We start from the raw sequence: 13429 nt of genomic DNA on the forward strand, positions 1-13429 counted from the left end.
ACCTGCAATGAGTGGTAAATATCAGCGATATTAATGCTCACGTCATTCATTTAGATATAACCGCCATCTAAAAGCATGATCCTTCCCTGAATCACTGACCGCATTTTATGCGCTTTCTGACTCCAAACACTTCCCCTATTAATTCTCACTGAGTATACTGACGCACTTTTTTAAATTAGTTAGTCGTTACATACAACAAACGCTAGTTGAAATAGGTACTGGTCACCCGTTCAAAAAAAGTACAGGCATGCCTGAGTTCATACAAGCAAATATCTGATTAAGATTTTTACTCGGTGACTCGATGAGTAATGCCAATCTGCATTGAAAAGTGTTCTATTTACCGCACGTCGTTTCAAACGTTGCACGCTAAGTACATGGCTCATTATTCAGTGTTGATTGAAAAACATTAGATGCAATAACGCATCCTTTATAAAAATGACCAGATACAACACATTGATTAGATTAGGAAGTACATATGAATTCAGTTCCGAAGGCCGGAGAATTTCTGGGTCACCCTAAAGGCCTCTTCTTATTATTTGGTACCGAAATGTGGGAGCGCTTTGGCTACTACGGTATGCGTGCCATCTTAGTTCTTTATCTTGTAGCACAAGTTCAAAATGGTGGCTTCGGTTGGAGTAATGCCGATGCACTAAGTCTTTACGGCACATTTACGATGGCCGTTTATCTCACCCCACTGTTTGGTGGTTGGCTTGCAGATAACGTATTAGGTCAGCGCAAAGCCATCATTATTGGTGGTATTTTAATGGCTGCCGGCCATTTTATTATGGGTATTCCTCACAGCGTTGTGGCAGGACAAGAAGTAAACGTCTTCTACCTTGGCTTGGCATTGCTTTGTTTAGGTAATGGTTTATTCAAGCCAAATATCTCAACGATGGTTGGCGATTTATACCAAGAAGGTGACAAGCGCCGTGACGGTGCATTCACTATCTTCTATATGGGTATCAACTTAGGTGGTGCATTAGGTCCACTTGTTGCGGGTTATGTAGCAGCGGTCGTGAACTGGCAGGCAGGCTTTATCGCAGCAGGTATTGGTATGATCATTTCTGTGGTTATGCAGCTTATCTTAAGCCAGAAATACCTTGGCGATATCGGTAAAGTACCTTCAGCTAAACTTTCTCAACAGATGTCTGACTCACAGACTAAAGAACCGCTTACGAAGAAAGAAAAAGATCGTATCCGTGTTATTTTCACCATGAGTGTTTTCTCAATTATCTTCTGGATGGGTTTCGAGCAGGCTGGTGGTTTGATGAACCTATTCGCAAACGACTATACCCACCGTATGTTTATGGGCTTTGAGATCCCGGCTTCTTGGTTCCAGTCGCTTAACTCTATCTTCATCATTGTATTTGCGCCATTAGTAGCGATGATCTGGTTAAAGCTAGATAACAAAGAACCGAACTCTCCAGTAAAGTTTGCAATTGGTCTAGTGTTCTTAGCACTTGGTTTCTTAACCATGATGCTTGCGCTTGCAACAGAAGGTGGTGAAGCCGGTGGCACACTTCAGATCAGCATGATTTGGTTAGTATTGTTCTACATGTTCCACACCCTTGGTGAGCTATGTTTATCACCGATCGGTCTTTCTATGGTAAGTAAACTGGCGCCGCTGCGCTTAGCATCACTGCTAATGGGTATTTGGTTCCTATGTACAGCTGTTGCAAACAAGCTTGCTGGCCTTGTTGGCTCTTTCATCGGTGAAGGCCAAGAAGCAATGGAAAACGCGATGAGCATCTTCATTGGTTTAGGCGGCGTTGCCTTGCTATCTGCTGTGTTAATGTATCTATTAAGCAACAAGCTTGTAGATTGGATGCACGGCGCTGAGGGCAAGCACGAACCTCATACGCAAGAACATTACCTTGCGGAAGAGCTAGAAGTATCCGCTGAGAAGCAATAATATTTGCTGTAAACCACGCTAATTTAGCGTGGTTTACCTCTCCCACAATAGCCACACGTAAAGATTTAAATACACTTAGCGCCATTTTCCCTCTCAATGTAGTCGTGTGATAAAAATCCCCTCTCTCATATAGTCCATCAACTAAAAACATAAAAACCAAATAAAATCATAGCAATATAAAAATAAAGTTACAAAATACCCCGCAAAGCACCTTGCTGTTTTTAGTCAAAATTTAAGCAAAAATAATTATCGTCACGCCTGTGTCAATTTTGTGTCTTTTACATGGCAATTGTGCAACTAAATTTACAAAGTCTCCTACTGCTATTTACTGCCTCTAACTTCCCCTTTGCAGTAATTTGATTAATCATCCAGTCATAAATACTAACAAGTCACCCAGTGCTTAATACGGGAGTAAAACAATGAGTGAAGTAAATAATCCACTAGGCCTAGTCGGCATCGAGTTTACAGAATATGCAACACCAGACGCTGATTACATGGATAAAGTATTCACTGACTTTGGATTCTCAAAACTAAAGAAATTTAAAGACAAAGATATCGTTTACTACAACCAGCACGATATTCACTTCCTGTTGAATAACGAGCGTGAAGGCTTCTCAGCACAGTTTGCTAAAAGCCACGGCCCGGCAATTTGCTCTATGGGCTGGCGTGTAGAAAATGCGCAAAAGGCGTTTGATACTGCGGTTGAGCGTGGTGCAAAACCTGCGACTGACTCAACACACAAAGACTTACCATACCCAGCGATTTACGGTATCGGCGATAGCCTTATCTATTTCATCGAAAACTTTGGCGATAAAGGGTCAATCTTCGAGCAAGACTTCGTTGACCTAGAAGAGCAAAAAGTTGTTGAAGACAAAGGCTTTAAGCGCATCGACCACCTAACGAACAATGTTTACAAAGGGACGATGGAAACTTGGGCTAACTTCTATAAAGACGTATTTGGCTTTACTGAAGTTCGTTACTTTGACATCAAAGGTCAAAAAACGGCACTGCTTTCTTATGCACTTAAGTCACCATGTGGCACCTTCTCTATTCCAATCAACGAAGGTAAAGACGACAACAACAACCAAATCGATGAGTACTTAGATGAGTACAATGGTCCAGGTGTACAGCATTTAGCATTTTTGACTGACGACTTGGTTAGCTCACTAGATAAACTAGACAAGAGCACCATTGCCACCTTAGATATCGTAGATCACTACTACGACACTATCTTTGACCGTGTGCCTTGGGTTAAAGAAGATAAAGAAAAGATCAGACAGCACCAAATCCTAGTAGATAGCCAAAGCGAAGACTGCTACCTACTACAGATCTTCACTAAAAACCTGTTTGGCCCAATCTTCATCGAAATGATCCAACGTGTTGACGATGGCGGCTTTGGTGAAGGTAACTTCCAAGCGTTATTCGAGTCAATTGAGCGCGACCAAGAGCGCCGTGGTGTAATCTAAACACACATATCAAATTAATAAAAAAGCAGCTAGTGATAGCTGCTTTTTGTGGTTTATCAAATTGCTATTACGACTTGAGTTTTTCACTTTTGACCATAACTCAAGTTGAAAGCCAAAATTAAAGGAAAGGCAATGTCTCAAATTAATGAAACACACGACATCCAATTAACAAGTTGGGTAGCTAGTGCGAATGCGACTGGAACTGATTTCCCTATTCAAAACTTACCTTTTGCAGTATTTCGTCGTAAGAACAGTAATGAAGAGTTTCGCGGCGGTGTTGCGATTGGCGATCAAGTACTAGACCTTGGCGCTGTTGTTGACGCTAACCTATTTACAGGCGATGCAGCTGAGGCCGCCGAAGCTGCAAATGCCCCAGCATTAAATGAATTTATGGGTATGGGCCAGCAGTACTGGTCAGCACTTCGACTTGCCCTGTCTCGCGCATTACGTGAAGGTTCTGAGCTGCAATCAAGCCTTGAAGGCGCATTGGTTGCACAAGATGATGTAGAGTACGCTCTACCTTGCCACATTGGCGATTACACCGACTTTTATACCTCTATCTATCACGCAACAGCGGTAGGTAGCCTGTTCCGTCCTGATAACCCGCTGCTACCAAACTACAAGTGGGTACCAATCGGTTATCATGGTCGTGCATCGTCTATTGGTGTATCAGGTCAAACTTTCCCTCGCCCTAAAGGCCAGACCAAAGCACCAGATGCAGATGCGCCGTCATTCGGTCCTTGTAAGCGTCTAGACTATGAACTAGAACTAGGTATTTACCTTGGTAAAGGTAATGAACTTGGCGACTCTATCGCAATTAAAGACGCTGAAGATCACGTTTTTGGTTTCTGTTTATTCAATGACTGGTCTGCACGTGACTTACAAGCTTGGGAATATCAACCATTAGGTCCATTCCTTGCGAAAAACTTCGCTTCAACGGTTTCTCCTTGGGTTGTAACCACAGAAGCACTTGCACCATACCGTACTCAATGGCACCGTGATGAAAATGATCCACAACCGCTGGAATACTTAGAATCAACACAAAACCGCGAGTCTGGTGCTATTGATATTCGCATGGATGTCTTACTAGAGACTGAAAAAATGCGTAGCGAAGGCGCTAAACCAAGCAAACTGTCTGAATCCAGCTTCAAGCACAGCTATTGGACAGTTGCGCAAATGGTTACGCACCACACAGTGAACGGCTGTAACTTCCTACCGGGTGATATGCTAGGCTCAGGCACGCAATCTGGTCCTGAGCATGTAGAAGCGGGTTCATTACTCGAACTATCACGCGGCGGTAAAGAAACTATCACGCTTGCAAACGGAGAAGAGCGTAAGTTCCTAGAAGATGGCGATAAAGTAATTATGCGCGGTTGGTGTGAAGCCCAAGGCTACAACCGTATTGGTTTTGGCTGTGTTGAAGGCACTGTGCTTCCAGCAAAATAATCGCAATTATTCGTGCGTTAATCGCAATTTTATTTACTTTTAAATCAAAGGCATGATGATTTCATGCCTTTTTTTAGTTCTAAAAACTGGAAATTTGACTAAAAATTGTTAGAGTGTAGCGCTGATTTAAATCCGAGGTTGAATGTTGCAAGTACTCAAGCGCCTATATCTAAAGCTGTTTAAGCCGACTCAATTAATTGTTCGTCAAGACGCAACTGTCAAGATGCTGAAACTGCCATCTTGGGTTCAAGCTTGCTCGATTTTGATTTTGCTTGCTGTCGCCATTTGGATAGCCAATGCCTCACTCAAATTACAAGAAAACGGTGACAAGCTTACTAAAGAGCAACAAAACTTAGCGCAGCTGCAAGCCAAGTGGCAAAAAGAAAAATCACAGCTTCAAACACAATTAGCACAGCAAAAAGGCATGCTTGACCAACTGTCACAGCAGCACAGTGTGCTTGAATCATTGGTTGATTCGACTCAAACAACTGACGACAACGTAGCAGAAGGCGAGCTAGAAGAAACACCGACAGACCTTAACAGCTCACAACCAAGTACCACAACCGAATTTGCTCCCCAAGCCAGTCACCTACTCATCCAACAACGACAGCTCAGCGAACAACTTGGGCAATCGTTCAGCGCTGAAATTGCAGCGATGCAAGAATCCATCGACAGTGCAGGATTACAACTATCATCTGACTTCTCAGAAGCACAAGGTGGTCCCTACTTCCAAGCCGACTTAGAATTGGTAGAAGCCAGCTTTATTAATGCCATTGACCAATACGCTGTTTATGCGCAGTTAGCGACGATGATTGGCCAACTGCCAGATACACTGCCTGTCGCTCAGGAGAAATATTATGTCTCTAGTGCTTTTGGTTTTCGTAAAGACCCGATCACTGGCCGCCGTGCCTATCATAAAGGTATCGATCTCGCAGGTTGGCACAAGACACAGATAGTAGCCCCAGCTTCTGGCACCGTTAAACGAGCGGGGAAAAATGGCGGCTATGGCAACTTTATCGAAATTGAGCACGCCAATGATATCACCACACGTTATGGTCATCTTCACACCATCAAAGTGAAAGCGGGTCAACAAATCAATAAAGGTGATGTAATTGCATTAATGGGTAGCACTGGAAGAAGTACGGCGACACACTTGCACTATGAAGTGATTCAAGGTAAAAAACACCTAAACCCAATTAAAATCGCTCGCGCATTCAATAAGTAACATATAATTGCAATTGCGCTGCGGTAGCGAGGCACTCGTGTTTAACTCTTTTAAAAACCAACGAAACGACGTCCCGGCCATTATTGCTCAAAGCACTAAAGTCACGGGCGATATTGTCTGCGAAGGTGAACTGCAATTAGATGGTACCGTCCATGGTAACCTCGACATCGAAAAACTAATCATCGGCAATAAAGGTTTAGTACAAGGTAATATCCAAGCCAATGAACTGACGATATTAGGTAAGGTCGAAGGTGATATTCAGGCCAAACAAGTCACGCTGCTTCCTAGCGCTCAAGTATTTGGCAACATCGAACACGAAACCTTAACGATTGAAGCTGGTGCGCATGTCGATGGTAAACTGACGCATCGTAACGAGCGAGCCAATAACGTCACAGCAATTGACTCTGCTGACGATCAAACCATAAACAATTAAGATCTTTTCGCGCTGATATACATGTTAATGTCGGCGTGAAACACTTTCTCTCCCGCAGTATTAAAAACTTCCACCGGAACAACCAGCTCTTCTTTATCTTGCCATGTTCGCGGATATTCTATTTGCGCCACGGCATGTAGATCGGTCTCGGCTTTAGCTAGGTATTGCACTGACATCCCCTTTGGGATCCAGCGATGGGTTTTATGGTCGATGGTCGCGTCTGTCATGACTCCAGCACACAACTCCGCAAGATTACACTGAGCAATAGCGTGAACCGTACCTATGTGGTTATGAATGGCTTTACGGTTACGAATTGTGGCCCTACAAACGCCGGGCTTCAATTGTGTGATTTTAGGCTTAATGGTGCCAAAGTAAGGTGCCTTACGACATACTGCCTTACTGAACATCCATTTACCAAATGGCAACCAACTCATCCTTTTATAAATTTTTAAAAGTGGTGCAGACATAAGATTTTTCTAAAATGATTTTGCTTAAAATTAACACATCTGACCAGTTAATCAACCGTCTACAATTATCAGCGAATAAAATATCTTAAAAATTTGCTAAATCGGCGCTTTGTCCTGTCTTTTCTCATTCTCCACAATACAATAACGGCCAAAAGGAGACGCCATGACCCAATCAAATTCAAAAGCACTGATTTTTATTCTCGCTTTACTTGTTATCTTTTGCCCTTTAGGTATCGATCTCTATCTACCTGCGTTTGTGGACATGCAGTCCAGCCTTCAAGTATCAGAAAGCCAAATTCAGCAAACTGTGAGTATTTATATGTTAGCTGTGGGTCTTGGACAATTGATAGCAGGTCCGCTTGCGGATAAATATGGCCGTAAGCCAGTTGCACTGGTTGGAATCGTGTTGTTTGCGCTTGGCGCCGTGATGGCAAGCACAGTCTCCACTTGGCCACTTATGATGGTAGCTCGAGTGTTACAAGGCCTGGGCGCTTGCGCCACATTCGTCAGCGCTTTTGCTATTGTTCGTGATAGCTTTGGACACAAAGGCAGTGGCCAAATGATCACTTACCTCAACGGTATTGTATGTTTTATCCCAGCATTAGCGCCTATTTTAGGTGCATGGCTCACCGTCGAATTTGGCTGGCAAAGTAATTTTAGCTTTTTGTTTGGCTTTGCCGCTCTTGGCCTCATCTTAGTTTCTCTTATCTATAAAGAGACTCGCCCCGAAGATACACATTACAGCGGTCATATCCTAGATTTGAGACGTTTTAAGCCGATGCTCAGTAGTACGACTTTCATTTACAATGCCGCCTTAGCGATGCTTGGTATGGCTGCAATGCTGGTATTTGTGATTTCGGCTCCGGGGTGGATCATGGCAAAAATGGGCGGCAGTGTTTCCGACTTCACGTTTTGGTTTACTGGCAATGCGGCGCTGAGTATTGTCGCAAGTTTTATTGCTCCCCACTTCATCAAGCGCAATAGCCAGAAGTCACTCACCTTTGGCCTTGCCGTTTTTAGCTTTAGCGGCCTGTTGTTACTGGCTTTGCCACAAACTGAAATCGCGCATTTTGTATTGCCTATGTATATGGCGTCAGTCGGCTTTGCATTTACAATTGGAGCCGCGGCAGGTAAAGCGTTATCTGGGTTTGCTAAACAAGCTGGAACGGCTTCAGCGCTGATTGGGGTACTACAGATGAGTGGCGCAGGGGTGCTTGCAACCATGACGCAACCACTAGCATTGGATGCCCCTATTCAACTCGCGTTGCACTTACTACTCGCACTACCTTTCCTGCTATTACTGGCTACGAAGCATCGTCACCAGCTTCACAGTGCTGCTTAATTAGAATTGATATAATAGCAATTATCAGTACAGTTCCTTTATTAATAACTACGATGTATGGTTAGACGTCCTGTCATAACCATACATTATATTAAAGTAATTAAATATTCTTATTAATTCCACAAATCTGCATAATTTACTCTTTACGAGTTCTTGTTATTGGTTATATGCTAACCACCGTTAAGAAGTTGTTAGTTTTTATTAACAACAATATTCACGCAATGTAACTGAGAAAATAACAATGAAATTAAACAAGTTAACTGGGGCACTACTCATCGCTGGCGCTTGCGCTATGGCACAAGCACAGGCATCTGACGATCGATACATCATTCAGGTCGACAATTCGAAAAAAGGCGTCGTAAAAGCACTTGCTAAAAAACTTGGCGCTGAGCTGCACGTTGATGGCGATGGCTTCTTTGCTGCAACTTTTACTGGCAAAGATCTTAGTCAAGTAAAAGGCTTATTAAACAACCCACACATCAAACTCGTTGAAGCAGACCAAAAGCGTTACCCACTGGGGATTTATAACGACGACGCAGGTAACCCAATGCAGCAACAGGTTACGCCTTATGCTGTGTACCAATCACAAGCAAATCAACTTACTTTCGATGCGAACGCTGGTATGAAAGTATGTGTGATTGACTCAGGTCTTGACCAATCAAACCCTGATTTCATTTGGGGTAATATCACCGGTGATAATGACAGCGGCACAGGTAATTGGTATGAAAATGGTGGTCCACACGGCACACACGTAGCCGGTACTATCGGTGCTGCTGACAATAATATTGGTGTTATCGGCATGGCACCTGGCGTGCCAATGCACATTATTAAAGTATTTAACGCAGAAGGCTGGGGCTACTCTTCTGATCTTGCTCACGCGGCAAACCTATGCTCACAAGCAGGTGCAAACATCATCAATATGAGTTTGGGCGGTGGTGGCTCAAACAATACAGAGTCAAACGCATTTGAAAACTTCCGTAATGCTGGTGGCTTAGTGGTTGCGGCAGCTGGTAACGATGGCAACAATGTTCGTTCATATCCTGCAGGCTATCCTTCAGTAATGATGATCGGTGCAAACGATGCAGATAATCAAATTGCAGACTTTTCTCAGTATCCAAGCTGTACTTCTGGTCGTGGAAAACGCGCGACTAACGACGAGCATATTTGTGTAGAGGTAACGGCAGGCGGTGTTGATACACTTTCAACTTACCCAGCAGACATGGCGACTTCTTCAAGCATGACCGCTGACGGTGCGGCGTTTGCAAGTTCAGCAATGGAAAACAGTGGTAACGCGTCAGGCTCGCTTTACTTTATGGGCACCGCTGAAGCAACTGATGGCGCTGCAAACGGTAAGGTGTGCCTAATTGACCGTGGTAATATTTCATTCCACGATAAAGTAGCAAACTGTGAAGCATCTGGTGGTATCGGTGCGATTATCGTAAATAATGAAGCTGGCATGCTATACGGCACTTTAGGTGATACTAACAGCACATCAATCCCAGCGGTTGGCGCTGCATTTGAAGATCGCACTGCGTTGATGGCAGCTACAAACGCGAACATCAGCATTGGTACGAGTGATTACGGCTTAATGAGCGGCACGTCAATGGCAACTCCTGCTGTTGCAGGTCTTGCAGCACTGGTATGGTCTAACCACCCAGAGTGTACTGGTGAAGAAATCCGTAGTGCATTAAAAGCAACCGCAGCAGATGCTGGCGCTGCAGGTAAAGACGTGTACTTTGGTTACGGTATCGTTAAAGCAGCAGATGCGAGCGCTTACTTAACCGCTAATGGTTGTGCTGGCGGTGGTACAGGTTCAGGTGACGGTGATAACACAACAAGCGTTGAGCTTTCAGCTTCGGGTTATAAGCAAAAAGGTAACAGTTATGTTGACTTAAGCTGGAACGGCGCAAGCACGTCACAAGTCGATATTTATCGTAACGGTAGTAAAATTGTCACAACTAGCAATGATAATAGTCATACAGACAGCATCAGTGTTAAAGGCGGCGGTACATACGGCTACCAAGTGTGCGAACAAGGTAGCACTGCGGCCTGTTCAGCAACACAAACTGTTGTGTTTTAACTCCCAACCAACCAATTCAAGAATGCCGGTCTTTTGATCGGCATTTTTTTATTCTACTACTCTTCCCCATCTTTTGTTGATAGCTTGTTCGATCCCTCTCTTAAGATCTGGATAAAACGAGTAAGCCTTTGACCATAGAGATTTGTTCATTTCCATTTCACTTCTACACTCTATAATGGATTTGGACAGTCACAGAAGGAGTTCATGAAATGAGTATATCGGGTTATACCCCACCTAAAGTTTGGCAGTGGCCATGGCAAAGTGGCGATGGTAGTAAGTTCGCAAATATCAACCGCCCTACTGCAGGCGCAAGATTCGAAAAGTCCCTACCGCAAGGCAAACACCCGTTACAACTCTACTCCCTCGCGACCCCAAACGGCGTGAAAGTGACTATCTTGCTAGAAGAGCTTTTAGCAGCCGGGGTAAAAGAAGCAGAATATGATGCCTTTTTAATTAATATCATGGAAGGTGAGCAATTTAGCTCAGGATTTGTTGCACTTAATCCAAATTCTAAGATCCCCGCGTTATTAGATACCAGCACCAATGAACCTACCAAAATCTTTGAGTCTGGCTCCATTTTGCTTTATTTAGCTGAAAAATTCCAAAAGTTCATTCCTCAAGATCCCACAAAACGCACCGAGTGCCTCAACTGGTTATTTTGGCAAATGGGGGCTGCACCACTACTTGGTGGAGGATTTGGTCACTTCTATACCTACGCACCCGAGCACTACGAGTATCCAATCAACCGCTACACGATGGAAGTGAAGCGCCAACTGGACTTACTAAATCAACACCTAGCCACAAGAGAATATATTTGTGGCGATGAATACACTATCGCAGATATGGCAATCTGGCCATGGTATGGCGTGCTAGCTCAAGGACACTTATACGATGCGGCAGAGTTTTTAGACGTCAATGGCTATGAACACGTGATCCGCTGGGCTGGACTCATCGCTTCAAGAGAAGCGGTCAAACGCGGAAAAATGGTAAATAAAACATGGGGAGAACCTCATGAGCAGCTTCATGAACGGCACGATGCCAGCGACTTTGATACCAGCACCCAAGACAAATTAGCGCCATAACCTTACCTTGGTTTAATTCTTAGTTTAACAAGGGTTAGCTTTATCTATCGGGTTTGATTAATCAGATTTAATCAAACCCGATTGTCTGTGTATCAGAAAAGAATAGTGTTAGCACCTTGCTAGAAGCGCTAAACGCTTTCGCTGGTATTCTTCAACGGATTTTTAGCACTTTAGTCAGCACTTTCTTATTAGAGCATCGAACACATCTGCATTTGTGTTTACCCAAAGATATGAAATCCACTTTGTAATCTTCCGACGACCGCGACTAAACCGCTTCCCATTATCACGCCAATGAGAAGCGTTCCGAAAATAAGACATACATAGAGTAATGTCCAAGCACTGGAAGATTTTGATCCCGCCTGCTCCTCTGAAGTATTGTAGGAACATCGGTAGATTCTACGCAGGCTTCTTTCCACCCCAAAAACAGTGCCACCGATCAAGCCAAAAAGCAGTGCGACCGCGAAAGTAATAACTCGATACTCTGGATTATCAAAACCATCCCATAAAAGAATAGCGCCGTTGATCCAAGCTAACCCGGTACAGCCCCACGAGGCAAGTAGATAGATTATCAGCATGCGTTTCATTGATTACCTACTTTCGGCAAAGCGACTATTGAAAATAGTCTATCAGCGCTAATGATTGATGTTCAGTTTTATATGCTTCAATATCGTAAAACTTAACCACGTTTTCGTCGGAAAAATAGCTAACAAAGCAAGACTGTTATCTCTTGATAGCTTATTAAGAATAAACCGAGATGTTTCTAATTCTGGAAATTTCACCTAAATTCTCTGTGAATTAACGCCTCGCATAACGGGCTAATAATGCTTGGCTAAAATTGGTGAGGCACAAACCAAGCCAAGCTTTATTAGTCCATGCGTTGATGCGTTTGTTAGCTGTCTTTACTTCTACGTTCGTAAAACTTCTTTTCTCGTTCTTTGTTTGCTTTAGCTGAACCAATTTTCCAGCCCATGTAAAGATTTATATCATCAATTGCTTCTTGGGCACATGATCTCACCCAATCACTCTCATCCCTTAAACCACGAAGTAAAACTGGTTTAACTATATTTTTTTCCAGTTTATTAAGATTCATAGCTGTGTAAGCAAACCCACAAAATGCATTTCCCCTTACATTTTCATCTGGATGCTCCGATAGTTTTAAGCTTACGTCTTGAACGAATCGCCAGTTCTCATGGCTAAACCCAAGTTTTATTGGAATTAACTTAAGTGCCTCGACATCATCCTGTTTAATAGCTTCCCATACATCAGCATCACTAAACTCATTTGTATGGACATCTTGATACTTTAATTTACTCATAACTCTCGAGACAGCTAACGAGCCTGTAGAATAACTCGTTTTAATTTATTTTTATTGATGCATTAACCATAGCCTAGCTTCCATTTTGATTCAATTAGTTACTTCGATTTTACGTAAAATATAAAAAGAGGGTTTGCTGTTGCTTTAATTGGCGTTTTGGAAGGTATTGCAGGTGTTTGATTGGCTTATTTGAGGTGATAAGGGCTTACTCTAATTAGTGCATCGTGTTTTGCAGCTTTTCTATGTTATGAACAAGGCAATACAGCTGTCACTGAGCATTCACTTTCGTTTGACCCCGTAAAGTCAGTTTATTCATTCCTTTGTTTACCATAATATTGCCGAACACGGGCTCTATACAGCCGAGTCGTTTGCTGTAATGCCGTCGCCCCATTGGGCTGTCTATTTTAACCTTCATTTTGTCGATATAGCTGAGTTTTTTACGTGATTCATCATTTTTAAACTGTACTTGTCGGCCTGTTTTTATCGGTGGTTTTCGCATACATTGCTGTTGTAGTGGGCATACTTTGCAATCTTTTAAGTAACCGCAGAATCGCGTGTATTCTTGGTTGTAGCTTTTTACATTGATACCGCTTCGCCACATCTCGTTCCCTGCGGGGCAGCGGCAGGTTTGTGTTGCTTCATCATAATGGAAGTCGTCTGA

General features: G+C 43.2%; 12 protein-coding genes. 8 read left to right on the plus strand and 4 right to left on the minus strand.

Annotation, left to right across the window (positions count from 1 at the left end):
* The first annotated feature begins 475 nt into the window (after positions 1–475).
* From BB427_RS21120 to BB427_RS21140, 5 genes are all read left to right on the plus strand, one after another.
* Entirely contained in the window at positions 476–1912 is a 1437-nt protein-coding gene (locus BB427_RS21120) for a peptide MFS transporter (protein ID WP_069023071.1), read from the plus strand.
* A 419-nt stretch (positions 1913–2331) separates the two neighbouring features.
* Positions 2332–3378: a 4-hydroxyphenylpyruvate dioxygenase gene (gene hppD / locus BB427_RS21125; RefSeq protein ID WP_069023073.1), complete on the plus strand. Its 1047-nt coding sequence runs from the start codon at positions 2332–2334 to the stop codon at positions 3376–3378.
* A 132-nt stretch (positions 3379–3510) separates the two neighbouring features.
* Positions 3511–4824 carry a fumarylacetoacetase gene (fahA, locus tag BB427_RS21130; RefSeq protein WP_069023074.1) on the plus strand — a complete coding sequence of 438 codons (1314 nt, stop codon included), beginning with the start codon at positions 3511–3513 and terminating at the stop codon, positions 4822–4824.
* A 142-nt stretch (positions 4825–4966) separates the two neighbouring features.
* Positions 4967–6049 carry a M23 family metallopeptidase gene (locus tag BB427_RS21135; protein WP_069023076.1) on the plus strand — a complete coding sequence of 361 codons (1083 nt, stop codon included), beginning with the start codon at positions 4967–4969 and terminating at the stop codon, positions 6047–6049.
* A 37-nt stretch (positions 6050–6086) separates the two neighbouring features.
* Entirely contained in the window at positions 6087–6482 is a 396-nt protein-coding gene (locus BB427_RS21140) for a bactofilin family protein (protein WP_039493977.1), read from the plus strand.
* Here BB427_RS21140 and BB427_RS21145 read toward each other — a convergent pair.
* Positions 6479–6949: a hotdog fold domain-containing protein gene (locus BB427_RS21145; RefSeq protein ID WP_039493837.1), complete on the minus strand. Its 471-nt coding sequence runs from the start codon at positions 6947–6949 to the stop codon at positions 6479–6481. The two genes, BB427_RS21140 and BB427_RS21145, sit on opposite strands and share 4 nt — an antisense overlap.
* 163 nt (positions 6950–7112) lie before the next feature.
* Between BB427_RS21145 and BB427_RS21150 the strand changes: the two genes are divergently transcribed.
* The 3 genes from BB427_RS21150 to yghU all read left to right on the plus strand — a co-directional run bounded on the left by BB427_RS21150 (position 7113) and on the right by yghU (position 11453).
* Complete coding sequence (locus tag BB427_RS21150; RefSeq protein WP_069023078.1) at positions 7113–8291, plus strand: multidrug effflux MFS transporter; 1179 nt, start codon at positions 7113–7115, stop codon at positions 8289–8291.
* Between the two features lie 241 nt (positions 8292–8532).
* Positions 8533–10371, plus strand: coding sequence for a S8 family serine peptidase (locus tag BB427_RS21155; protein ID WP_069023079.1), 1839 nt, complete (start codon positions 8533–8535; stop codon positions 10369–10371).
* 209 nt (positions 10372–10580) lie between these two features.
* A complete protein-coding gene (yghU, locus tag BB427_RS21160) occupies positions 10581–11453 on the plus strand; it encodes a glutathione-dependent disulfide-bond oxidoreductase (RefSeq protein ID WP_069023081.1) in 873 nt (290 codons plus the stop codon).
* 218 nt (positions 11454–11671) lie between these two features.
* On the opposite strand, the gene BB427_RS21165 is transcribed toward yghU, so the two are convergent.
* The 3 genes from BB427_RS21165 to BB427_RS21175 form a co-directional block, all read right to left on the minus strand.
* On the minus strand, positions 11672–12037 hold the full coding sequence (locus tag BB427_RS21165) for a hypothetical protein (protein ID WP_069023083.1): 366 nt from the start codon (positions 12035–12037) through the stop codon (positions 11672–11674).
* A 305-nt stretch (positions 12038–12342) separates the two neighbouring features.
* Positions 12343–12768 carry a hypothetical protein gene (locus BB427_RS21170; protein WP_069023084.1) on the minus strand — a complete coding sequence of 142 codons (426 nt, stop codon included), beginning with the start codon at positions 12766–12768 and terminating at the stop codon, positions 12343–12345.
* A gap of 268 nt (positions 12769–13036) precedes the next feature.
* Positions 13037–13429, minus strand: a 393-nt coding sequence (locus BB427_RS21175) for a transposase (RefSeq protein WP_175401309.1), incomplete at its 5' end; no start/stop codon positions are given.

Source organism: Pseudoalteromonas sp. BMB (genome assembly GCF_001709235.1).
In the GTDB taxonomy this organism is placed as follows: Bacteria; Pseudomonadota; Gammaproteobacteria; order Enterobacterales; family Alteromonadaceae; genus Pseudoalteromonas; species Pseudoalteromonas maricaloris.

Bases quoted from the DNA above. Each gene is read 5' to 3' on its own strand.
- BB427_RS21155 (WP_069023079.1), top strand. From the start codon at position 8,533: ATGAAATTAAACAAGTTAACTGGGGCACTACTCATCGCTGGCGCTTGC.
- fahA (WP_069023074.1), top strand. From the start codon at position 3,511: ATGTCTCAAATTAATGAAACACACGACATCCAATTAACAAGTTGGGTA.
- BB427_RS21135 (WP_069023076.1), top strand. From the start codon at position 4,967: ATGTTGCAAGTACTCAAGCGCCTATATCTAAAGCTGTTTAAGCCGACT.
- hppD (WP_069023073.1), top strand. From the start codon at position 2,332: ATGAGTGAAGTAAATAATCCACTAGGCCTAGTCGGCATCGAGTTTACA.
- BB427_RS21120 (WP_069023071.1), top strand. From the start codon at position 476: ATGAATTCAGTTCCGAAGGCCGGAGAATTTCTGGGTCACCCTAAAGGC.
- BB427_RS21145 (WP_039493837.1), bottom strand. From the start codon at position 6,949: ATGTCTGCACCACTTTTAAAAATTTATAAAAGGATGAGTTGGTTGCCA.
- yghU (WP_069023081.1), top strand. From the start codon at position 10,581: ATGAGTATATCGGGTTATACCCCACCTAAAGTTTGGCAGTGGCCATGG.
- BB427_RS21170 (WP_069023084.1), bottom strand. From the start codon at position 12,768: ATGAGTAAATTAAAGTATCAAGATGTCCATACAAATGAGTTTAGTGAT.
- BB427_RS21165 (WP_069023083.1), bottom strand. From the start codon at position 12,037: ATGAAACGCATGCTGATAATCTATCTACTTGCCTCGTGGGGCTGTACC.
- BB427_RS21150 (WP_069023078.1), top strand. From the start codon at position 7,113: ATGACCCAATCAAATTCAAAAGCACTGATTTTTATTCTCGCTTTACTT.